The 22,034-nt window shown below is 68.8% G+C and carries 16 protein-coding genes; 8 read left to right on the top strand and 8 right to left on the bottom strand.

The window, feature by feature from the left end; genetic code table 11:
• Window positions 1–26 precede the first annotated feature (26 nt).
• The 4 genes from ACKN61_RS22180 to ACKN61_RS22165 all read right to left on the bottom strand — a co-directional run bounded on the left by ACKN61_RS22180 (window position 27) and on the right by ACKN61_RS22165 (window position 6,961).
• Window positions 27–2,321, bottom strand: a complete 2,295-nt coding sequence (locus ACKN61_RS22180; RefSeq protein WP_408951263.1) for a TonB-dependent receptor — start codon at window positions 2,319–2,321, stop codon at window positions 27–29.
• Window positions 2,322–2,648: 327 nt separating this feature from the next.
• Complete coding sequence (locus tag ACKN61_RS22175; protein ID WP_031372808.1) at window positions 2,649–3,527, bottom strand: LysR family transcriptional regulator; 879 nt, start codon at window positions 3,525–3,527, stop codon at window positions 2,649–2,651.
• 81 nt (window positions 3,528–3,608) lie between these two features.
• Window positions 3,609–6,110 (bottom strand): sodium:solute symporter family transporter, encoded by a 2,502-nt coding sequence (locus tag ACKN61_RS22170; RefSeq protein ID WP_408951262.1) that lies wholly within the window; start codon window positions 6,108–6,110, stop codon window positions 3,609–3,611.
• Entirely contained in the window at window positions 6,107–6,961 is an 855-nt protein-coding gene (locus ACKN61_RS22165) for an HpcH/HpaI aldolase/citrate lyase family protein (RefSeq protein WP_408951261.1), read from the bottom strand. Before ACKN61_RS22165 ends, ACKN61_RS22170 begins: the two co-directional genes overlap by 4 nt.
• 289 nt (window positions 6,962–7,250) lie before the next feature.
• Here ACKN61_RS22165 and ACKN61_RS22160 point away from each other — a divergent pair, with 289 nt between their 5' ends.
• The 5 genes from ACKN61_RS22160 to ubiB all read left to right on the top strand — a co-directional run bounded on the left by ACKN61_RS22160 (window position 7,251) and on the right by ubiB (window position 13,623).
• Window positions 7,251–8,183, top strand: coding sequence for an alpha/beta fold hydrolase (locus tag ACKN61_RS22160; RefSeq protein WP_408951260.1), 933 nt, complete (start codon window positions 7,251–7,253; stop codon window positions 8,181–8,183).
• 4 nt (window positions 8,184–8,187) lie between these two features.
• The gene (gene oleC, locus ACKN61_RS22155) at window positions 8,188–9,888 is read left to right on the top strand and encodes an olefin beta-lactone synthetase (protein ID WP_408951259.1); all 1,701 of its coding nucleotides are present in this window, start codon (window positions 8,188–8,190) and stop codon (window positions 9,886–9,888) included.
• 339 nt (window positions 9,889–10,227) lie between these two features.
• Complete coding sequence (gene oleD, locus ACKN61_RS22150; RefSeq protein ID WP_408951258.1) at window positions 10,228–11,247, top strand: 2-alkyl-3-oxoalkanoate reductase; 1,020 nt, start codon at window positions 10,228–10,230, stop codon at window positions 11,245–11,247.
• 34 nt (window positions 11,248–11,281) lie between these two features.
• A complete protein-coding gene (locus ACKN61_RS22145) occupies window positions 11,282–11,941 on the top strand; it encodes an SCP2 domain-containing protein (RefSeq protein WP_408951257.1) in 660 nt (219 codons plus the stop codon).
• Window positions 11,938–13,623 carry a ubiquinone biosynthesis regulatory protein kinase UbiB gene (gene ubiB, locus ACKN61_RS22140; protein WP_408951256.1) on the top strand — a complete coding sequence of 562 codons (1,686 nt, stop codon included), beginning with the start codon at window positions 11,938–11,940 and terminating at the stop codon, window positions 13,621–13,623. Before ACKN61_RS22145 ends, ubiB begins: the two co-directional genes overlap by 4 nt.
• A gap of 668 nt (window positions 13,624–14,291) precedes the next feature.
• On the opposite strand, the gene ACKN61_RS22135 is transcribed toward ubiB, so the two are convergent.
• Window positions 14,292–17,087, bottom strand: coding sequence for a M16 family metallopeptidase (locus tag ACKN61_RS22135; RefSeq protein WP_408951255.1), 2,796 nt, complete (start codon window positions 17,085–17,087; stop codon window positions 14,292–14,294).
• A gap of 144 nt (window positions 17,088–17,231) precedes the next feature.
• Between ACKN61_RS22135 and ACKN61_RS22130 the strand changes: the two genes are divergently transcribed.
• Window positions 17,232–17,993: a pseudouridine synthase gene (locus tag ACKN61_RS22130; protein ID WP_408951254.1), complete on the top strand. Its 762-nt coding sequence runs from the start codon at window positions 17,232–17,234 to the stop codon at window positions 17,991–17,993.
• A gap of 86 nt (window positions 17,994–18,079) precedes the next feature.
• On the opposite strand, the gene ACKN61_RS22125 is transcribed toward ACKN61_RS22130, so the two are convergent.
• Both ACKN61_RS22125 and ACKN61_RS22120 read right to left on the bottom strand, forming a co-directional pair.
• A complete protein-coding gene (locus tag ACKN61_RS22125) occupies window positions 18,080–18,658 on the bottom strand; it encodes a DUF2059 domain-containing protein (RefSeq protein ID WP_408951253.1) in 579 nt (192 codons plus the stop codon).
• Window positions 18,659–18,763: 105 nt separating this feature from the next.
• Window positions 18,764–19,414, bottom strand: coding sequence for a hypothetical protein (locus ACKN61_RS22120; protein WP_408951252.1), 651 nt, complete (start codon window positions 19,412–19,414; stop codon window positions 18,764–18,766).
• A 182-nt stretch (window positions 19,415–19,596) separates the two neighbouring features.
• Here ACKN61_RS22120 and arfB point away from each other — a divergent pair, with 182 nt between their 5' ends.
• Entirely contained in the window at window positions 19,597–20,010 is a 414-nt protein-coding gene (gene arfB / locus ACKN61_RS22115) for an alternative ribosome rescue aminoacyl-tRNA hydrolase ArfB (protein ID WP_031371362.1), read from the top strand.
• A gap of 10 nt (window positions 20,011–20,020) precedes the next feature.
• A complete protein-coding gene (locus ACKN61_RS22110) occupies window positions 20,021–20,632 on the top strand; it encodes a 1-acyl-sn-glycerol-3-phosphate acyltransferase (protein ID WP_031371361.1) in 612 nt (203 codons plus the stop codon).
• A gap of 51 nt (window positions 20,633–20,683) precedes the next feature.
• Here ACKN61_RS22110 and ACKN61_RS22105 read toward each other — a convergent pair whose 3' ends face one another.
• Window positions 20,684–21,412 carry a GntR family transcriptional regulator gene (locus ACKN61_RS22105; RefSeq protein WP_408951251.1) on the bottom strand — a complete coding sequence of 243 codons (729 nt, stop codon included), beginning with the start codon at window positions 21,410–21,412 and terminating at the stop codon, window positions 20,684–20,686.
• Window positions 21,413–22,034: the final 622 nt, after the last annotated feature.

Raw genomic sequence — 22,034 nt, 5'->3', positions numbered from 1 at the left:
GAAACGCGGCGAGGGCGGCAGACGGTTCAGAACTTGAAGGTATGGGTGAGCGAGAAGGTGCGGCCGCGACCGGCCCAGTAGTTCTGGAAGCCGCCGGGCGGCTGCGACCAGCTCAGGATGTACTGCTTGTCGAGCAGGTTCTCGATGCCGAGCGAGAACTTGCCGTAGCGTTCGGTATCGAAGTTCATGCCCAGGTCGAACAAGGTGTAGCCACGGGTACTTTCCCTGAAGTTGAAGCGCGCGCCGTCGAAGCCGCGCACATCGCTGGCGGAGAGGTTGCGCGAGAACAAGGTGGTGGCGCCCAGGCTGACGTCGCCGCGCGGGTGGAACTTCCAGGTCAGGGTCCAGGCGAACTTGTCGGGGTTGATGTCGAGCACGCCCATCGGCTTGTTCGTGCCGCCCGCACCGAAGCGGCCGGCGGCGTCGGCGGCCCAGAACGAGGTCTTGCCGCGGGTGTGCGAATACACCGCGCTGACGCGCCAGGCCTCGTTGAAGCGCCAGTCGCCGGACAATTCGTAGCCCTTGATCCGCACCGGCGCGCGCAGCAACACGAAATCGTTGGTCGCCGGATCGATCGCCAGCGACTGACCGTAGTCGGACTTGGAGTCGTAGTGCGAAGCGCTCAACGCGCCGCGTTCGCCGCGCCAGTTGAAGCCGAACTCGGTGTTTTCGACCACGATGGCGTTGAGGTCGAGCAAGTCGGCGACGCCGATGCGCGGATCGTTCGGGCAGCCGTCGGGCTGGGTGTCGCCCGGGTCGTTGGAGCACTGGATGTTGCGCAACGGAATACCGACGTTGGCCAGGGTGAAGCCTTCGCCGTAGGAGCCGAACACCGACCAGCCGTCGGTGATGCGCCAGACCGCGCCGAAGTTGGTCAGGTTCTCCTGATAGTCCAGGGTGCCGCCGTCGACATGGCGGCGGTCGCGGTACCAGGTGGTGGTGTAGCCGTCGACGTGCAGCTCGCCGTCCTCGCGGCGGATGCCGCCGCTGAGCGTGACCGGGCCGATGTCCCAGGACAGCTGCGCCCAGGGTGCGCGGCTCTTGTACTCCATCGGCGGCACCCACAGCCGGTCGGTCAGCGCCAGGCGCTGCTCGGCGGTGTCTTCGACCAGGTCGAAGCCGAGCCGCAGTTCCAGGCCGCTGACCGAGAACAGCGAGGGCCGCGCCCAGGACGTGCGCAGGCCCTTCTTGTTGGTGACGATTTCCGATTGGTCGTAGATCGAGCCCGACGGCCCGATCAGCGGATCCTGCTTGTCGATGGTGTTCTCGGGCAGGTAGCGCATCTCCTGGTCGGCCTGGTAGCCGTTGAGGGTCAGGGTGCCGCCGAAGAAGTCGGAATGGATATAGGTGAGTTGGTACTGCTTGAAATCGTTGATCGCGGCCTTGGAGCCGAAGATGCTGCCGCGCTCGGAGGTGTTGGTGCGGGTGGCGCCGCACAGCGCGGCCTCGTCCGGGCGACAGCCCAGCACCTGCACGTAGTTGGCCTTGCCTTCGATGTTGAAGTGGCTGACCGAACCTTCGATGCGCTGCACGCCGTCCTCGCCGAAGGCGTAGCCGGCCTTGAGGAACAGGTTGCGCGATTCGGTGTCGGCCAGCGAGCCGCTGGTGTTCATGCCGATGCGGCGGCCGCTGCCGTCGTAGGTGATGCCGCGGTCGAGGAAGGAAGCGCTGGCAAGCAGGTCGAAGTTGCCGGCCTTGCGGGCGAAGTTGAAGCCGAGCTTCCAGCCCTCGCTGTCGTCCTCGAACTGGGTGGTGTAGCGCGAGACGACGGTGAACTCGTTGCCTTCTTTGGTCGGGGCGGCCGAGAGGTAGTTGATGATGCCGCCGGCGGCGCCGATGCCTTCGGACGCGGAAGGGCCGTTGATGACTTCGATGCGGCCGACGATGCCCATGTCGGTGAAGGTGCCGTTGCGCGTGCCTTCGCGCAGCGGCGAACCCTGCGGCACGCCGTCGAACAGGCGCAGGGCGACGCGGCCGCGCAGGTTCTCGCCGGTGTTGCTCATCGCCTGCGAGGATTCGGCGTAGCCCGGCACCGAGCGCGCCAACACCGCGGTCGCGTCTTCGGTCAGCACCAGGTTGCGCTGCACTTCTTCCTTCGAGACCAGGGTGATCGCGCCGGGAATGCGGTCGACCGCTTTCGGGCTGCGCGTGCCGGTCACCACCACGTTGTCGAGATCGACCGCGGCCTGGTCGGTCGCAGCATCCTTGTCGTCGGCGCTCGCCGCGGCCTCCTGCGCGCTGGCGGGAGCGGCGCTGGCGGAACCGGCGATGGCGGAAAGCAGCAGGATGCTGCTGATCGCGGCGGTGAGTGGCTTGAGCATGTCGTGTCCCGTCCAGGCTGCGGTTGGCGGCGCGCGCCGCAACGGCGTACGCATGAACCCCGGCGTCGAGCGACGGCGGCGTGGCCGCGTCCTTGTGGCGACGTCCCCGACATCGCATGTCCCCGGAGTGAGTGCGAGCCTATGCGTTCGACTGCGCGCATAGAACCGTCGCGGACTATGTTCAGAGACTAGGATTTGTTGCTTGAGAATCAGGGTTTTCTTGCGGCGGTGCAGCATGCGCGGCGAGCGAACGCAGGCGTGGGCGGCGTTCGCGCGCATCGCCCCCGCGTCGCCCCTTCGCGCCCGCCGTTCGCGCCGCGTGCCCGCTCAGGTTTTGGCCTGCATCGCCTTGCGGCTTTCCTGCAGCAGCACGGTCACCAGGCGCACGCGCACGCTCGAACGCGACCAGACGATGCCGATGCAGCGCTTGGCGGACGCATCGGGCAGCGCGATGCGGGCGATGTTCAGGCCTTCCGGCCAGGGCCTGGCCCAGTCCGGTACCAGCGACACGCCGAGGCCGCGGTCGACCATCACCGCGATCGCGTTGAGGGCGTTGAGCTCGAAGCGCTCGCGCGGAACGATGTTGGCCGCGCGCAGGTATTCGTCGGCCTGGCGGCCGCCCCATTGGTGGCGGTCGTAGCGGATCAGCGGTTCGTTGGCGAGCAGGTCGTGCGGATCGCGCTCGGCCATCGACGCTGGCGCCAGCACGATCAGCGGTTCTTCGCGCAGCAGCTGCCATTCGCAGGTCTTAGGCAGCGGGAACGGTGCCTGCAGCACGATCGCCGCATCCAGGTCGCCCTGTTCCACCGCGTGGTACAGATCGGCCGAATAGCCGGGCTTGATGAAGACGTTGATCTGCGGAAAGGTCTCGACCATGCGCGCGAGCACGTCGGGCAGCATGCCGGCGAGCGCGGTCGGGCAGGCGCCCAGGCGCAGCTCGCCGGAGATTTCGCTTTCGTTGGCCACGCTGCGCAGGTCGGCGACGCTGCGCAACAGCTCGCGGCTGCGCGGCAGGATCCGCGCGCCTTCCTCGGTGACGCTGACGGTGCGGCCGACCCGGGCGATCAACGGCGCGCCGATCTCGCGTTCCAGGGTGCGGATCTGCTGCGCCACGGCGGCCGGGGTGATGCCGAGCACGCGCGCCGCCGCGGCCATCGAACCCTGGTCGACGATGGTCACGAAGGTGTTGAGAAATTGGGTTTCCATGGCCTCTCGCTGGCGTCGTGACGGTCGCGCGAATCGCGGCCAGCCGAGGCTACACGAGGGTCGCCAGGCCCGCGTATGCCATCAGGGGGAGGCCGGCGCGGCGGCGACCGCCGCGTCCTTGTCGCGGTAGATCGTCAATCCGTCGAGCGAGCGCGCCGGCGCCGGGAACAACAGGCTGGCGAGGTAACCGAACACGATGCACAGCAGGATCGAGATCGCCAGATAGAAGTACGGATGCACCAGGCGGAACGACCAGATCACCAGGGTCAGCACGATGCTGATGCCGATGCCGATGGCCACCCCGGGCGAATTGGCGCGGCGGGTGAACATGCCCAGGGTGTAGGCGCCGGCGAAACCGCCGCCGAGCAGGCCGGCCAGTTCGATCGACACGTCGAACAGCGAATGGATGTCGAAGCGCGACAGCAACAGCGCCGCGCCGATGCCGACCAGGCCGACCGCGACCGTGGTGAGTTCGGCGACGAACACGCTTTTCTTGGCGGTGCCGCGCTTGGCCAGCTTCTCGTAAAAATCCACCGAGATCAGCGTGGCCACGCTGTTCATGATGCCCGACAAGGTCGCCATCGCCGCGGCGAAGATGCCGGCGATGATCAGCCCGGTCACCCCGACCGGCAGTTCGGCGGCGATGAACAAGGGGAAGGTGGCGTCGATCGGCAGCAGCGGGTTCATCCGCTCCGGGTGCGATTTGTAATAGACGAACAGCGCGGTGCCGATCATGTAGAACACGAAGCCGCCGGGGATCATGATCGCGGCGAAGGCCCAGATCGAACGCCCGGCCTCGCGGTCGGACTTGGTCGACAGGGTGCGCTGCATCAGCACCTGGTCCTTCGGGAAGGTCAGCACCACGTCGAACAGCACCAGGAACACGAAGCCCCAGACCGTGGCCTTGGTCATGTCGAAGCTGAAGTCGAACAGGTGCATCTTGTCTTCGGCGCGGGCGATGGCGAGGAATTCGCCGAAGCCGCCGTGCAACTGCCAGACGATGAAGCCGATGGCGAACACCGCGCCGCCCATCTTGACGATGACCTGGACGAAATCGGTCCAGATCACCGCCTTCATGCCGCCCATCGCGGTGTAGACGATGGTGAAGCCGCCCATCAGCAGCACGCTCCAGAACACGCTGATGCCGGTGATGGTGGCGATCGCCAGCGCCGGCAGGAACAGGATCACGCTCATGCGGCTGCCGATCTGGGTCAGGATGCACAGCGCGCTGGCGAGCATGCGGATCGCCGGATGGAAGCGCGTCTCCAGGTAGGAGAACACCGACATCAGGTCGAGCCGGCGCAGCAGCGGCACGATCCAGATCGCCACGAAGATCAGCCCGAGCACCGCGATGAGGTTGTTGGTGAGGTACTGCCAGTTGCTCTCGAAGGCCTTGGCGGGAATGGCGATGAAGCTGATCGAGCTGGTGTTGGCGGCGTACAGGCTGACGCCGGCGGCCCAGAACGGAATGCTGCGGCCGCCGACGAAGAAATTGGCGGTCGAGTTGCGTTTCTCGCGCAGATAGAAGTACAGGCCGATGCCGATCATGCCGGCCAGGTAGACCACGATCACCAACCAGTCCAGCCAGTGCAGCAACAGCTTGTTGGCCTGCACTTGCGCGGTCGCGAAGGCGGTGCGGCGGCCGTCGGCCGAGGGCTGCGTCCACAACAGGCCGTCGGGCCAGGCGGCGGTGAGCTGCGCACCGGCCAGTTGCGCGCCCGGCAGCGGCGCCCAGGCGCTGGTGATGGTCTGGTAGGTCATCGGCGTCGCCGTCGTCGCCCCCGGCGCGATCACCGGATACAGCACGTGGGCCTGGCCGAGGGCGCGGCCGGCACCGGGCAGCACCTGCCCGGGTACCGCGCCGGCCTGGCGCCAACCGTGTTCGGCCGACCAGCGCAGCAGGCGGTCGGCGCCGCCGTGGGGATCGGCGACGGCGACGAACAGGGAGCGGGTCTGCACCACCAACGAGCGCGGCGCGCCGGCGCCCGGCCAGATCGCGACGGCGCTCCAGGCGAGGCTCGCATCGGCGAGGCCGCGTTGGAACAAATGCAGTGCGCCGCCGGCATCGCGTCCGGCCACGAACAAGGTCTCGGCGGACAAGGCGCCACGCACCTGCGACAAGGCGGCCGGCAACGGCGGCAGCGGGGCGAGGCGCAGGCCGCGCTCGTCGAGCGACAACTGCGCGACCGCGGTGGCATCGGCGCTGGCGTCGGAGACGGCATAGGCGCGGGTGCCGTCGCCGATCAGCGCAGCGACCGTGGCCGTATCGGCGGCGGTATCGCCGGTGCGCAAGGCGGTCCAGGCGGCATCGCCGGGTGCCAGGCTCCAGGCGCCGTCGCGGGCGATGGCGACAGTGCGGCCGTCGACGGTGGCCACGCCGAGCAGCGGCGAGGGCGTGTCGAGCGCAGGCAGGCTGGCACTGCGCAAGGGCGTCAGCGGTTCGGCCTGCACGGGCGCGGCCACGATCGTCAGCACGGCGCAGGCGACGAGCAGGCGCCGCGCGATGCGCTGCGCGAGCGTGGCGAGCCCCCGGGGCGAGGGAGCGGTGGGGGCGGTCGGGTGATCGATACGCGGCGGACTCATGTGCGCTCCGCGGCCGCGACCAGGGCCTGGGCGCGCTTGAGAAAGGGCAGGTCGATCATGCGGCCGTCGACGACGAAGACGCCACGGCCGTCGGCCGGCATCGCCTCGGCCGCGGCCAGCACCCGTCGCGCCGCCGCCAGCTCGCTGGCGCTGATCGCGAAGGCGGCGTGGGCCAGCGCGATCTGGCGCGGATGCACGCAGGTCTTGCCGAGATAACCGAGCCGGTGCGCGGCTTGCGCCTCGGCGCTGAAGCCGGCGTCGTCGTGCAGGTCGGCGTAGGCGCCGTCGAGCGCGAACACGCCGGCCTGGGCCGCGGCCATGCGCACGGCGAACATCGCCGCATGCACGTTGGCGCGGTCGCGGCGGTCGATGCCTTCGGCCTCGAACAGATCGCCCAGGCCGAGTTGCAGCCCGGCCACGCGCGGATGCGCGGCGGCGATCTCGGCGGCATGGCCGAGCGCGCGCGGGGTTTCGATGTTGACCAGGACCGGGATCGGCGGCGCGGCGGCATTGTCGGCCTGGGCGCGTTCGATCGCCGCGACCGCCGCACGCAGCGCGCTCGCCGATTCGATTTTGGGCAGGTTGATCAGGGTTACGCCGGCGCGCGCGACCGCGGCGAGGTCGGCGGCGAAGTGCGGCGAGGCGGGGTCGTTGACGCGCACGATGACGACCTTGGGCGAGGCCGCCACCGCCGCCGAGGCGACGAAGGCCGCGACCGCGGCGCGCGCGGCGTCCTTGGCGTTTTCGGCGACCGCGTCCTCGAGATCGAACGACAGCGCATCGGCCGGACCGGCCAGCGCCTTGGCGAACAATTCCGGCCGCGACCCGGGCACGAACAGCTTGCTACGCATGGATCACCGCGGCGGGATGCGAATCGTCATGGGGCTGGAGTGTGCGACAAGCGGAGCGCGGCAATCGCACAGGGCCGGCATGTTCAAACGATAGGTTTTGTTTCGATCCGCGCCGCCGGCGATCCGGCGCGCGGCCCTGGAATCGGCGGTTTCGGCCGGGCAACGTCGTCGAAGCGGCATCGATCCGGCGTCGAAGCGGCGGGAGCGTTCCCCATCGGGCCGATGCAGCCGATAATGGCGCCTGTCCGCCCAGGTCCGCGCCCGTTCGCGTGCCGCCAACGAGCCGCCGATGACCTCCAGCCGCAGTTTTCCCGACTACCCCTTCCAGCCGCAGCGTTTCCAGGTCCGTCCCGGGATCGAGATGAGCTATCTCGACGAAGGCCCGCGCGATGGCGAGGTCGTGGTGATGCTGCACGGCAACCCGTCGTGGAGCTATTACTGGCGCAGGCTGGTGCTGGCGCTGCGCGACCCGAGTTCGGGCAAGGCCTATCGCTGCATCGTCCCCGACCATGTCGGCATGGGCCTGTCGGACAAGCCCTCCGACGATCCGGCAGTGCAGCCGCATTACGCCTACACCCTGCAGTCGCGCGTCGACGACGTCGAGCGCCTGCTGCAGCATCTCGGCGTGACCGGGCCGATGACCCTGGCCGTGCACGACTGGGGCGGCGGCATCGGCTTCGGCTGGGGCCTCAAGCATTCCGATCAGATCAAGCGCCTGGTCATCACCAACACCGGCGCCTTCCCGCTGCCGGCGGCCAAGCCCCTGCCCAAGCGCCTGCGTCTGGGCCGCGACTCGGCGATCGGCACCGGCCTGATCCGCGGCTTCAACGCCTTCGCCGGCGGCGCCGCGCGCATGGGCGTGGTCAAGCCGATGCCGGCCGAGGTGCGCCGCGCCTACCTGGCGCCGTACGACTCCTGGGCCAACCGCATCGCCACCTCGCGCTTCGTCCAGGACATTCCGCTCGCCGACGGCGACCTGGCCTGGCCGTTGGTACAGGCGATGGGCCGCAAGCTGCCCGAATACGCCGACCGCCCGGCCTTCATCGGTTGGGGTCTGCGCGATTTCGTCTTCGACCATCACTTCCTCAAGGGCTTCACCGACGCGCTGCCGCAGGCGCAGGTGCACGCCTTCGACGATGCCGGCCATTACGTGCTGGAAGATCAGGCCGAGGTGCTGGTGCCGGAAATCCGCGCCTTCCTCGACCGACACCCTTTGAGCTGAGCCGATGACGAACCCGACGTCGGCACCCGTCATCGAAGCAGGCGCCGCTGCGGCGAGCCGTAGCGAGACCTGCAACATCGCCGCGGCGTTGCCGGCCTGCGCGGCGCAGTCGCCCGAACGGGTGGCGATGCGTTGCCCGGGCACGCGCCGCAGCGACGGCCTGGCGAGTTACGACGTCGAGCTGACCTACGGCGAACTCGACCGCCGCAGCGATGCGATCGCCGCCGGCCTGGCCAAGCGCGGCATCGTGCGCGGCACCCGCACTGCGGTGATGGTGCGGCCGTCGCCGGAGTTCTTCCTGTTGATGTTCGCCCTGTTCAAGGCCGGCGCGGTGCCGGTGCTGATCGACCCGGGCATCGACAAACGCGCGCTGCGGCAATGCCTGGACGAAGCCGAGCCGGAGGCCTTCATCGGCATTCCGTTGGCCCACATCGCCCGCGTCGTGCTCGGTTGGGCGAAGTCGGCGCGCATCCGCATCACCACCGGCCGGCGCGCCTTCCTCGCCGACGACACCCTGGCGCGGGTCGAGCGCGACGGCGCCGGTGCGCCCTCGCAACTCGCCGACACCCGCCCCGACGAAGTCGCCGCGATCGTGTTCACCAGCGGCTCGACCGGCGTGCCCAAGGGCGTGGTGTTCCGCCATCGCCATTTCGTCGCCCAGATCGACATGATGGGCGAGGCTTTCGGCATCGCCCCGGGCGGCGTCGACCTGCCGACGTTCCCGCCGTTCGCCTTGTTCGATCCGGCGCTGGGCCTGACCTCGGTGATCCCCGACATGGACCCGACCCGGCCGGCGCAGGCCGATCCGGTCAAGCTGATCGATGCCATCCACCGTTTCGGCGTCGACCAGTTGTTCGGTTCGCCCGCGTTGATGGCGGTGTTGGCCAAGCACGGCCAGGCCTTGCCGGGCGTCAAGCGAGTGACCTCGGCCGGCGCGCCGGTGCCGCCGGAAACGGTGGCGGCGCTGCGCGAGCTGTTGCCGCGCGACGCCCAGTTCTGGACCCCGTACGGCGCCACCGAATGCCTGCCGGTGGCGGTGATCGAAGGCCGCGAACTGCAGTCCACGCGCGCGGCGACCGAACAGGGCGCCGGCACCTGCGTGGGCCGTGCGGTCGAGCGCAACGAGGTGCGGATCATCCGCATCGACGATGCCGCGATCGAACACTGGTCCGACGACTTGGTGTTGCCGGACGGCGTGGTCGGCGAGATCACCGTGGCCGGCCCGACCGCGACCGACAGCTATTTCCGTCGCGATGCGGCAACGCATCTGGCGAAGATCCGCGAAGTGCGCGGCGGGCTCGACCGCATCGTCCACCGCATGGGCGACCTGGGCTATCTCGACGGCGAAGGCCGGCTATGGTTCTGCGGTCGCAAGACCCATCGCGTCGAAACCCCCAGCGGCCCGCTGTACACCGAACAGGTCGAGCCGGTGTTCAACACCCACCCGAAGGTGCGCCGCACCGCCCTGGTCGGCACCGGCGCCTTCGGCGCGCAAACCCCGCTGCTGTGGGTGGAGCTGCACGAACCGCGCACCGCGCGCGCCGAGTGCGAGCGCATCGCCGAAGAACTGCGCGCGATCGGCGCGGAGCACGCGCATACCGCGGGTATCGAGCGGATCCGTTTCCATCCGGGCTTCCCGGTCGACATCCGCCATAACGCCAAGATCGGCCGCGAGAAGCTGGCGGTGCAGGCGCGCAAGGGCTGAAGCAGGCTGCGACGCAGGTCGAGGCGCGCACCGGCGGGACTCGGCTTTTGGTGTTTCGGGGCGACGAGCAAATCCCCCCTGGCCCCCCTTTTGCAAAGGGGGGAACTCGATAGGGGGAGCTCGATAGGACGGGCGACGAGGTTCCAAGAGCTCGATAGACGGCACAGCGACGGCTCGCTGTTGCCCCCTTTGACAAAGGGGGCGAACGGCCGCGCAGCGGGCGTGGGGGATTTGCTTTTTCCTCGCCAACGCACGGCGTAGGCCGTCGCGCGCAGCCTATGATGCGCAAGGTTTCCGCAGCCGCGTGCTGCCCTCACGACTTTCACGGATGCAGCAACGATGAAGATATTGGTCACCGGCGGCGGCGGTTTTCTCGGTCAGGCCCTGTGCCGCGGCCTGGTCGCGCGCGGGCACGAGGTGGTCAGTTTCAATCGCGGCCTGTATCCGGCGCTGGAACCGCTGGGCGTGACCCAACTGCGCGGCGATCTGGCCGACCGCCAGGCCGTGATCGATGCCGCGCAAGGCTGCGAGGCGGTCTTCCACAACGCCGCCAAGGCCGGCGCCTGGGGCAGTTACGAGAGCTATCACCAGGCCAACGTGGTCGGCACCGAGAACGTGCTCGCGGCCTGCCGCGCCCACGGCATCGGCAAACTCGTCTACACCTCGACCCCGAGCGTGACCCACCGCGCCACCCATCCGGTCGAAGGCGGCACCGCCGACAGCGTGCCTTACGGCGAAGGCTTCAAGGCCGCCTATGCGACCACCAAGACCATCGCCGAGAAGGCCGTGCTCGCCGCCAACGGGCCGGACCTGGCCACCGTCGCCCTGCGCCCGCGCCTGATCTGGGGCGTCGGCGACAACCAGTTGCTGCCGCGCCTGGTCGAACGCGCCCGCAGCGGCCGGCTGCGCTTCGTCGGCGACGGCCACAACCGCATCGACACGACCTATATCGACAACGCCGCGCAGGCGCATTTCGACGCCTTCGAGCATCTCGCCCCGGGCGCGCCCTGCGCCGGCCGCGCCTATTTCATCAGCAACGGCGAGCCGCGCACGGTGCGCGAGACGGTCAACGGTCTGCTCGCCGCGGTGGGCGCGCCGACCGCCGACAAGACCCTGCCGTTCCGCGCCGCCTACGCCATCGGCGCGGTCTGCGAGCTGCTGTGGACGGTGCTGCCGCTGAAGGGCGAGCCGCCGATGACGCGCTTCCTCGCCGAGCAGTTGTCGACCACGCACTGGTACGACATGGCGCCGGCCCGGCGCGACTTCGGTTACGTGCCCCAGGTGGGTTTCGACGAAGGCCTGGCGCGGGTGCGCGCCCACCATGCCCAGGCCGGCGGCGCGGCCTCGACATCCGCGTAACAGCCGGCCGGCGCGCGCCGGCTAGAATGGCCGCATGACCGACACCGCCTCGCCCCTGGACGCGCTCAAGCCGATGGCCGGCCGCGCGCTCGAAGCCGCGCTGAACCGCGCGCTCGCGCTCGATCCCGACACCCGCGAAGCGCTGCGCCCGCTCGACGGCCGCAGCGTCGCCCTGCACCTGGCGTCGCCGCCGCTGGCGCTGCGCATCGTGGTCGCCGGCGAGCGCCTCGAAGTCGGGCCGGTGCGCGACAGCGACGAGCCCGACCTGTCGGTGCGCAGCACCCTCGGCGCGATCCTGTCGCAGTTGCCCAACCTGCTCGGCGGCGCGCGCAACGATCATGCCGCGCCGGTCGGCAAGCTGCGCATCGAGGGCGACGCCGATCTGGCGCGGCGCCTGCAGCGCCTGGCCGAACGCTTCGATCCGGACTGGCAGCAACCCTTCACCGCGGTGTTCGGCGATGTGATCGGGGTGCAGGTCGCCAATACCGTTGCCGGTGCCTTGCGCCACGCCCGCGATGCCGCCGGCGCCTTGGCCGGCAACGCCGCCGAATACGTCACCGAGGAATCGCGCGACGTGGTCCCGCGCGACGAGCTGAACGCCTTCCACGACGACGTCGACACCTTGCGCGACGACGTCGAGCGCGCGGCCGCACGCGTGGCGCGCTTGCGCGACCGCGCCGGACGCGGCGCATGAGGTCGGCGGTGCGTGCCTGGCGTATCGGCCGCGTGCTGCTGCGCTATCGCCTCGACGACCTGCTCGACGGCACCCCGGTCGAACGCTGGCTCAAGCTTGCGCGCCCGTTCGTGCCGCGCGCTTCCGACGAGATCGCGGCGATGTCGCGCGGTGCGCGCCTGCGTCTGGTGTTGCAGGAGCTCGGGCCGATCTTCGTCAAGTTCGGGCAGATCCTCTCGACCCGGCGCGACCTGGTACCGCCGGACATCGCGATCGAGCTGGCCCTGCTGCAGGACCGGGTCGCGCCGTTCGACGGCGAGACCGCGCGCAAGATCGTCGAGGACGCGCTCGAGCGCCGCATCGGCGAGGCTTTCGAATCCTTCGACATCGAACCGCTGGCCTCGGCCTCGATCGCTCAGGTGCACGCGGCGCGGTTGCCGGCGCAGGACGGCAGGCCGCCGCGCGAAGTCGTGGTCAAGGTGTTGCGTCCCGACATCGAGGGCAAGATCGCCGGCGATATCGCCTTGCTCAAGGCGCTCGCCGCCCTGGTCGACCGCGCTCATCCCAGCGCCGACAAGATCCGCCCGCGCGCTATCGTCGCCGAGATCGAGAGCACCCTCGCCGCCGAACTGGACCTGCAGCGCGAAGGCGCCAACGCCAGCGTGCTGCGCCGCTTCTGGGCCGACAGCGACGACATGTACGTGCCGGAAGTGATCTGGTCGCATACCGGCGAGCGCGCGCTGACTCTGGAGCGCGTGTACGGCATTCCGTCCGACGACATCGCCGCGCTCGACGCCGCCGGCATCGATCGGCGCGCGCTCGCCTCCAAGGGCGTGCGGGTGTTCTACACCCAGGTGTTCCGCGACAATTTCTTCCACGCCGATGCCCATGCCGGCAACATCTGGGTCGACAGCGACCCGGCGCGGCGCAGCAATCCGCGTTTCATCGCCCTGGATTTCGGCATCATGGGCCAGTTGTCGGACGAGGATCAGTATTACCTCGCCGAAAACTTCATGGCGATCTTCAACCGCGATTACCGCCGCATCGCCGAGTTGCACGTGCAGGCCGGCTGGATTCCGCCGCACATCCGCATCGACGAGCTCGAAGCGGCGACGCGTGCGGTGTGCGAGCCCTACTTCACCCGACCGCTCAGCGAGATCTCGCTGGCCGAGGTGCTGGTGAAATTGTTCCGCACCGCGCAGCGTTACGAGTTGACCCTGCAACCGCAGCTGATCCTGCTGCAGAAGACCTTGCTCAACATCGAAGGCGTCGGCCGTCTGCTCGATCCCAAGCTCGACATCTGGGCGGTGGCGCGGCCGGTGCTGCAGCGCATCCTGCTGGACCGCTACAGCCCGCAGCGGCTGGCGAGCGAGTTCCGCAAGCGTTTGCCGGAGTTGGTCACGCGCGCGCCGGAAATGCCGCGCCTGCTGCACAGCTGGCTCAACCAGCAGGTGTCGGGCCAGCACGAATTGAAGATGCGCTCGCAGGACATCACCGACCTCAATCGTACGATCAAGGACGCGGTGCGGCGCACGGTCGCGGCGATCCTCGGCACCGGCCTGCTGGTAGTCGCGGCGGTGCTGTACGGCATGGAATCGGGCGGCCCGCGGTTCTGGTCGATCCCGGCTTCGTCGTGGATCGCCGGGCTCGGCGGCCTGTGGGCGTTGCTGGCGGCGTGGCCGCGGAGCAAGAACTCGAGTTGATTGCGGACGGTCTCGTTACCTCCGCGCCTCCCGTGATCGCGGCTCACGCCGCTCCAGGGGGGATTCGCATTGCAGAAGTTCCCTTTGTAGGAGCGACGTAAGTCGCGACCGCGGCCTCTCAATCTCGCGCTGAGACGGGCCGCAACTATCAGGGTAGGAGCGGCGCAAGCCGCGACCGCGCTGCAATGGTCTTGCGGCGCCTCTTTCAAGCAAGATCAGGATCAAACGCCAAGAGCTTCCGCCACTAAAGCGGCGGGTTACTTTCTTTTGTCATAAGCAACAAAAGAAAGGTAACCAAAGAAAAATGCTTTTCTTTGAATCAAGGGCCCGCACGTTCGATGCCAACGCCGGGATTTTTCATACGGGACATCCCTGTCCCGATGAAAAACGGCCCGCATCCCTGCGGGCCGCCCTCCGGGTCTTCTATCGCCTTCGCTAGTGCGAAGCTACGCACAGCCACAGCCACAGCCACAGCCACAGCAGAATCTTCACGGCGAGCAACGGCCAACACTGGTGGCTCCGCGGAGTCTCGCTTGCCGTTGCCGATCTGGCCCCGCTCGCGGTCCAAGGCGGGGTTGCCGATCACAGCAGCGCCCACCGTTCGCCCCCGCCGTGCCTGCGTAGCAGGCGCTGTGGGATTTGCTCTTGCTCTTGCCGCTGGTCTCGCCCTACTTGCCCGCCGGCGCCTTCTTCGCGGCGGAAAAATCGCCGGCGGTGTAGACGCTCAGCTGCTCGGGCTTGAGGTGCTTGCGGATCGCCGCATTGACGGTGTCGACGGTCAAGGCCTTGAATTTCGCGTCCAGGTCGGCCGAGAACTGCATGGTGCGGCCATAGAACAGGTTGCTGGCCAGGCCGGCGGCGATCGCCGGATCGGAGGCGCGGGCTTGTTCGCGCTGGGTCAGCAGGCCCGACACCGCGTCGCGCAGTTCGTCGGCGCCTACGCCGTCCTTGATCAGGCGTGCGAGTTCCTCGCGCATCGCGCGTTCGACCTTGTCCAGGTTCTGCGGCGCGGCGATCGCTTCGATCGACCAGTTGCCGGCGTCGTCGACGCCGCTGCGGCTGCTGTCGGCGTCGAGGTCGCTGCCGACGCCGTAGCTTAGGCCGTCTTTCTGACGGATGCGGTCGCCGAGGCGCGATTTGATGGTGCCGCCGCCAAGGATGTAGTTGGCCGCGACCAGGGCCGGGAAGTCGGCATCGGTGTCCTTCAGCGACAGGTTGGCGCGCGCCAGCAATACGCCGTTGGGCTTGTCCGGGGTGTCGAAGCGGCGCTGTTCGGCGGCGACCGCGGTGTAGCGGGTGTCGATCGATGCGAACGCGTGCTTGGGGCGCCAGTCGGCGAACAGGCTGCGCAGTTGTTGCTTCAGCGCGACCGGGTCGAAATCGCCGACCACGCTGATCTGGCCTTCGGCGCTGCCGTACAGATCGCGGTGATAGGCGCGGACGTCGTCGACCTTGAGCGCCTTGATAGCCGCCAGCGACTCGTCCAGGTTCATCGCATGCAGCGGGTGCCCGGCCGGCCACGGATCGAAATGCAGGGCCATGGCGATGCCGGCGATACTGCCGGGCTCCTGGCGCGAGGCCTCCAGGCCGGTGATCGCCTGCAGGCGGTACTGCTCGAATTCCTTGTCCGGATAGGTCGGCGTGCGCAGCACCTTGGCCGCCAGTGCGAGCGCTTCGCCGAGGTGCTCGCGGCGCGTGGTCAGGCTGATCCGCGCCGACTGCATGCTGCCGCTGATGCCGACGGTGGTCTTGAGCGCTTCGAAGCGCTCGTCGATCTGTTGGCGGCTCAAGCCTTCGCTGCCGCGCATCAGCAGGGCGCCGGCGATGCTGCCGGCGACTTCGCGGCCTTTCAGTGCGGCGAGGTCGGCGAAGTTGAACGAGGCCGAGACGGTGACGGTGGCGCCGCGGGTCTTTTTCGGCAGCAGGGCGAGTTTGAGTCCGCTGCCGACGCCGGTGTCGATCGTGACGGTCTCGGTGCGGGCCTGGATGTTGGCCGGGGTCGGGTCGAAATGTTCGCCGGCCTCGATCGCGCTCTTGCCGGTATAGCCCTGCAGCACCGTGGCGGCGCTCGGCGCGGCCGGGATCTCGACCCGCTGCGGCGTGTCGGTCGGGACGAAGCGGCCGAAGGTGCGGTTGCTGGCGGTGAGGTAGCGGCGGGCGACGCGGTTGACGTCGTCGGCGCTGACTTTTTCGAGCGCGTCGCGGTAGTGGAAGTACAAGCGCCAGTCGCCGGCGACGACCGCGTCCGACAGGCCCATCGCGACGCCGGAGACGTTGGTATAGGCCAGCTCGAAGCCGTTGCGCAGGCGTTGCTTGGCGGCCTCGGCTTCGGCGGCGGTGACCGGCTGGCGTTCGATCTGTTCGAGCTGGGCGATCAGCACCTGTTCGGCCTTGGCCGCATCGCCGTTTTTCGGTACCGCGGCGAGCGCGCTCATCAGGCCGGGGTCCTGGCGTTGCTCGCTGCTGCCGCCGACGCTCGCGGCCAGGCCGCTTTCGACCAGGGCCTTGTGCAGGCGGCCGCCGGGCACGTGGCCGAGCACCTCGTCGAGCACGCCGAGCGCGGCGGCGTCGGCATGGGTGCCGGCGGGCACGTGATAGGCGGCCATCAACAGGCGGATGTCGCCGACCCGGCGCACGGTGACGTCGCGCTCGCCGTCCTGGGCCGGATCGAGGGTGTAGAACTTGCGCATCGGCTCGGACGGCTTGGGGAGCGGGCCGAAGTGGCGCGCGACCGCGTTCAAGGTGGCGGCGGGGTCGAGCCGGCCGGCCAGCACCAGGGTGGCGTTATCGGGCCGGTACCAGGCGCGGTAATAAGCCTGCAGACGCTCGATCGGCACGTTTTCGACGTCGCTGCGCGCGCCGATGGTGCTGTTGCCGTAGTGGTGCCACAGGTAGGCGGTCGAACGCACGCGCTGCATCAACGCCGCGACCGGGCTGTTCTCGCCGCTTTCCATCTCGTTGCGGACCACGGTCATTTCGCTGTCGAGGTCTTTGCGGGCGATGTCGGAATGCAGCATGCGGTCGGCTTCCAGGCCGAGCAGCCAGTCCAGGGTGGCGTCGTTGGCCGGGAACGAAGCGAAGTAGTTGGTGCGGTCGAGCGAGGTCTCGGCGTTGAAGCCGATGCCGCGCTTCTTCATCTCGGCGGGAATATCGCGATGGCGCGGCGTGCCCTTGAACAGCAGGTGTTCGAGCAGGTGGGCCATACCGGTCTCGCCGTAGTTCTCCTGCAGCGAGCCGACGCCGTAGATCAGGTTGACCGTCACCGTGGGCTGGCTGGCATCGGGAAACAGCAGCACGCGCAGGCCGTTGCTCAAGCGGTACTCGCAAATGCCTTCGACGCAGGGGCCGGCGCTGACTCCGGCCGGCGGCTTCGGCGATTCGGCTTGGGCCGACGACAGGGCCAGGCCGAGGGCGAGGCCGAGCGAGACGGCGAGCGGGGCGAGACGGGTGCGGGAGTGAGGCATGAGAATCCTGAAATGTTCGATGGCGCAGAAGCGCTTGATGTTCAGCGACGTTACTAGCGCGAAATATCCGATGGGTGCTCTGTGAGCGCTTGGCGTAATAAACGAAGATAGCGGTCGATCACCCTAGCGCTTGTGTACGGCCTCATGAACCCGACGTTCAGTTCGACCCCAGATTCAGATGCCGGCCCGCGCGCGGACGTGGCCGCCGCCGGCTTGCCGGTGTTGTACGCCGACGAGACGATCGCAATCATCGACAAGCCGGCGGGGCTGATGGTTCACGACAGCGCGCTCGCGCGCGGCGAGACCGACTTCGCCGCCGACCGCCTGCGCGCGCAGTTCGGCCGGCCGATCTTCCTGGTCCACCGCCTCGACCGCGCCACCAGCGGCTGTTTGTTGCTGGCCTTCGATCGCGAAGCGGCCTCGGCCCTGGGCAAGGTGCTGATGTCGCGCGAAGTCGAGAAGGACTACCTGGCAGTGTGCCGAGGTTGGCCGGCCGAGGATGCGTTCGAGGTGGATCACGACCTCGACGGCGGGCCCGGCAAGCCGGTCAAGAAACCGGCGCAGACCCGTTTTCGTTGCCTCGGTCGTACCGAGCTGGCCTTGCCGTCGGCGGGTTTCGAGACCTCCCGCTATGCGCTGCTGCTGGCGCAGCCGCAGACCGGGCGTTTCCGTCAGATCCGCCGCCACCTCAAGCACCTGTCGCATCACCTGATCGGCGACACCAGCCACGGCGACGGCCGCCACAACCGCAGCTTCCGCATGCTCGGCATCCATCGCATGTTGCTGCACGCACAGCGCTTGTCGTTCCTGCACCCGCTCAGCGGCGAACGCATCGTCGCGGTGGCGCCGCCGGACGCGGAGTTCGCCAAGGCCCTGGCCTTGTTCGAGACGGCGCCCGCCGTTTAAGGGCGACGCGCCCTGACCCGCGCGCAGTTTCCCCTTTGGAAAAGGGGACAGGGGGACTGCTCCTGCGCCTTAGCGACGAAGCCGGCTCAGCCGCCCGCCGCAGGCTGGGGCGCGCTGGGAGGCGCCGGCGGTGCGGGCGGTGCCGGTGCGGTGTTGCCGTCGCCATCGACGATGTCCTTGACCTCGTCGCGCAGCTCGCGCTGCATGCGCTCGAACATGCTCTTCATCAGCGGCTGCATTTCTTGCATGGTCCGGCCCATGGCCTGCGGCATCTTCTCCATGATGCTGCGCCCGGCCGGGCTGCCGTAGAAATCGATGATGGCCTGCACTTCGGCGGCATCGAAGGTTTCGCCGTAGACCTTGCGGTAGATCGGCGCGACCGCCTTCCAGTCCAGCATCTGCTCGACCATGCTCATCTGCCGGGCCAGGCTGCGCGTGAGCGCTTCGCGTTGCTTGTCGTCGAGCCGGTCGCCGGCTTCGGCCACGGCCATCATCTCGGCCGATTCGCGCATCTGCTTGAGCATTTCGCCCTTCATGCGCTCGTAGTTCATCGACTGCATGAGCTGGTCGATCTGGGCGTCGCTGGGGCGGGCGGCGAAGGCCGGCGCCGCGCACAGCGCGGCGCTCAGCAAGGCGATGGAAAGACCGCGGGACAGCTTGATCATGGGTGTTCTTCCTTGAAGGGGGACGGCATCGTCCGTGGCCGCGCGCCGGCCGTCAACGCGGCCGCCGTCGCGGGGGGTACCGGGTTCGCCCGAACGCCGAGGCGATCAGGGGCGGCGTTCGTACTGGCGATAGACCGGACGCGCGGCGGCGTTGGAGGCCGCATTGAGCAGGTCCTGCAGGAAGGCGTCGCGCAATACCTGCTTCGGTGTGCCCGAGCCGTAGCCGTTGCCGCCGCCGGCGCCGTAGCCCTGCTGCGCCATCTGCTCCAGCACGCGGCGGCCCTCCGGGGTGCGCGACAGCTGGGTCAGTGCCTGCAGCTCGGAGGCGCTGAAGCCGCCGTTGCTCTGCTCGAAGCCGTTGCGGTCATAGACGTTGCCGTAGGCGTCGCGGCCGTAGTTGCTGTCGTCGTAGCGGTTGTCCTGACGGCCGTCGTCGTACTGGCTGGCCGTGGCGGCGCTGGCGGCATTCTGCAACTGCTGCATGAAGCCGCTCTGCACGCCGGCGTACTTGCGCAGGATCTCCTGGTCGGTCGAATTCGCCGGCCGCCCGACCACCGCCTCGGCGATGGCCTGGGCCGATTGCAGGGTTTGCCGCTGCGCGCGCGGCGAGGCGATGGCATCGACGTTGGCCGGGTCGAGGTAGGCGTCCTGCGCTGCTGCCGGCGCGGCGGCGAACAGTGCGGCGACCATGACGGTTGCGAGCCGGACCGCCATGAGCGGGGCTGCGGCGAGCGAACGGGGCAGGCGCTGGCGCATACGGACTTCCTCCTTGGACCGGTCCCGGCATGGTCCGCCTCGCCCGCGGCCGCGTCAACGACGGCCCGCACAGCCGCCCGCCGCGGTCAAGCCCGGCTTCGGCCGCGGTCCGCCCGGGCCCCGTCTATGCCGCGTAATGGACGCGACCGCGCGCCGGTCTACAATCGCCGGCGGAGGAGAGCATGGTGGATCTGTCGATCACGATTCCCGAACAGGAATTGGTCGAGCGCTTCGTGCGTTCGACCGGTCCGGGCGGGCAAAACGTAAACAAGGTCGCGACAGCGGTGGAATTGCGCTTCGATATCGCGCAATCGCCCTCGTTGCCCGACGCCGTGCGCGAGCGTTTGCTGAGCAAGCGCGACCGGCGCGTGACCACCGAGGGCGTGCTGGTGATCAGCGCGCAGCGTTTCCGCACCCAGGAACGCAACCGCGAGGACGCCCGCGTGCGCCTGGCCGCCTTCGTCGACAGCGGCCTGCGCGCGCCCAAGCCGCGCATCGCCACCAAACCCAGCCGTGCCTCCAAGGAACGCCGCCTCGGCGCCAAGCGCGAACGCAGCACGACCAAGCGCGGCCGTTCGCAAAGTAATTGGGACTGACGGAGCACGCATGCAGCAGCCAGCCCGCGACGACATCGTCCTGACCTTGCCGCCGAACGTGCCGCAAGTGCGTTTCAACCGTTTCACCCGCTGGGTCGGCCGCACCATCCTGCGGCTCGGCGGCTGGCGCATGGTCGGCGCCTTTCCCGACATTCCGCGCGCGGTGCTGATCGGCGCGCCGCATTCGTCCAACTGGGACGGCGTCTGGGGGTTCGCGGCCAAGGCGGCGATGGGCCTGGACGTGAAGGTCCTCGGTAAGGACTCGCTGTTCCGCGTGCCTTTGCTCGGCGGTCTGCTGCGTTCGCTCGGGGTGATCCCGGTCAACCGCAGCGCCGCGCACGGCGTGATCGAGCAAGCCGCGGCGATGATCCGCGCCCAGGAACATTTCTGGTTCGGTCTCGCGCCCGAGGGCACGCGCAAAGTCGTCGAGCGCTGGAAAGCCGGGTTCTGGAAGATCGCCAAGGCCGCCGACGTGCCGGTGGTGCCGGCGTATTTCCACTACCCCGACAAGATCATCGGCATCGGCGAGGCGTTCCAGCTCGGCGATGACATGGATGCCGACATGCGCCGCATCCGCGACTGGTACAAGCCCTGGCAGGGCAAGCACCACGGCACGACCTGACCAGGTCTGACCACGTCTAATCGGACCGACCACGTGCCGGTTTCTGCGCGTTTATTCGGGCGTGGGCCGGCGCGTTAATTGGCGTGGACGCCCGGCGCGTTTGCCGCCGGGTTTGCCGGCCTCGCCGGTGCTGTCGATCTGTTCGAGCTGCAGGCGCAGATCGTTCAAGGTCGAGACGATGTGGGCGCACAGCAGGTCGGCCACGCGCGCGGAGTCGCGCGCCAGCCAGGCCTCGAGGATCTCGTGGTGCTCGCTGCTCGCACGGGCCTCGCGGCCTTCCGGTTCCAGGTGCTTGCGCACATAGCGTTCGGCCAGCACCTGCAAGCGTTCGACCAACTGGGTGGTGACGTGGCGGCCGCCCGGCCGCACCAGCGACAGGTGGAAGGTGCGGTTGAAGCGCACCGCGCTGTGGACGTCGGCCTTCGAGGCCGTTTCCAGCGCGGCCAGCGCTGCCCCCGCGGCCTTGCGTTCGTCCTCGCTCGCTTCCAGACAGGCATGCGCGGCGGCGTCGGGCTCGATCTTCAGGCGCAGCGCGAACACTTCCTCGGCCTCGCCGGCGGTCATCGCCGGCACGAAGAAGCCGCGGTTGGGATGCGAGCTCAACAAGCCCTGCTGTTCCAACCGGCCCAGCGCTTCGCGCAGCGGGATCTTGCTGATGCCGAGTTCCTCGGCGAGCAGCTCCTGGCGGATCGGTGCGAGCGGCGGAATCTGCGTCGACAAAATGCGTTCGCGGACCACTTCGAAGGCTTGGTCGGATAGCGAACGGGGGACGATGCTCATGCGTTCAGTCTACCCAACCGCCAGCGCCTGCGGCCTGCCCGCGGGCGAGGCGGTCGCCTGCGTGCGCCTGGGCGAGGGCAGCCGGAAAGCAAGGCTGGCGCGCGTCGCCTGATTCGAATCCGGACTCGGAAGGCGCGGCCGGGGCCGGCGTCGAATGGGCCGTTCTTCGCCGCGGGCAGGGCGCTGACACGGATCGCCGTCCGTCGGCGCACGAGCGTCTGCCTGGCACGGTGATCGTCTCCACAGACTGACGTCACGGAATCGGTCCAAGTTAGCAGATACCGTATACGGTATACAAAATAGCCTGGCGACATGTCAGGCGTGTGACCGGACGGGCAGGGGGTCCTCCGGTGAACAGACTCGGGACCGATCGAGGGGCAGGCCAGGCCAGCCCCGCGAACCCGGCTGCCCGGCGGATGGGGCCGCATCAACGCGCGCCGACCGATTCGCGACGTCTGCCACGCCCGTCCTGGAGCCGTCGGCCGTCCCGTCCCCCACGAACGTGCGCGATGCGCGCGTCCCGACCACCGAGCCGCAACTCACCGAGCAAGGAGAGCAGCCCTCATCCACTCGTTCGACCGTCGATGACTTTCCGCAATCCGGAGCCACGGACCCGATCGCC

Origin of the sequence: Lysobacter sp. Hz25, assembly GCF_046097045.1 — a bacterium.
GTDB lineage: Bacteria > Pseudomonadota > Gammaproteobacteria > Xanthomonadales > Xanthomonadaceae > Lysobacter > Lysobacter antibioticus_B.
This window is presented reverse-complemented; position numbering and strand designations above follow the sequence as displayed.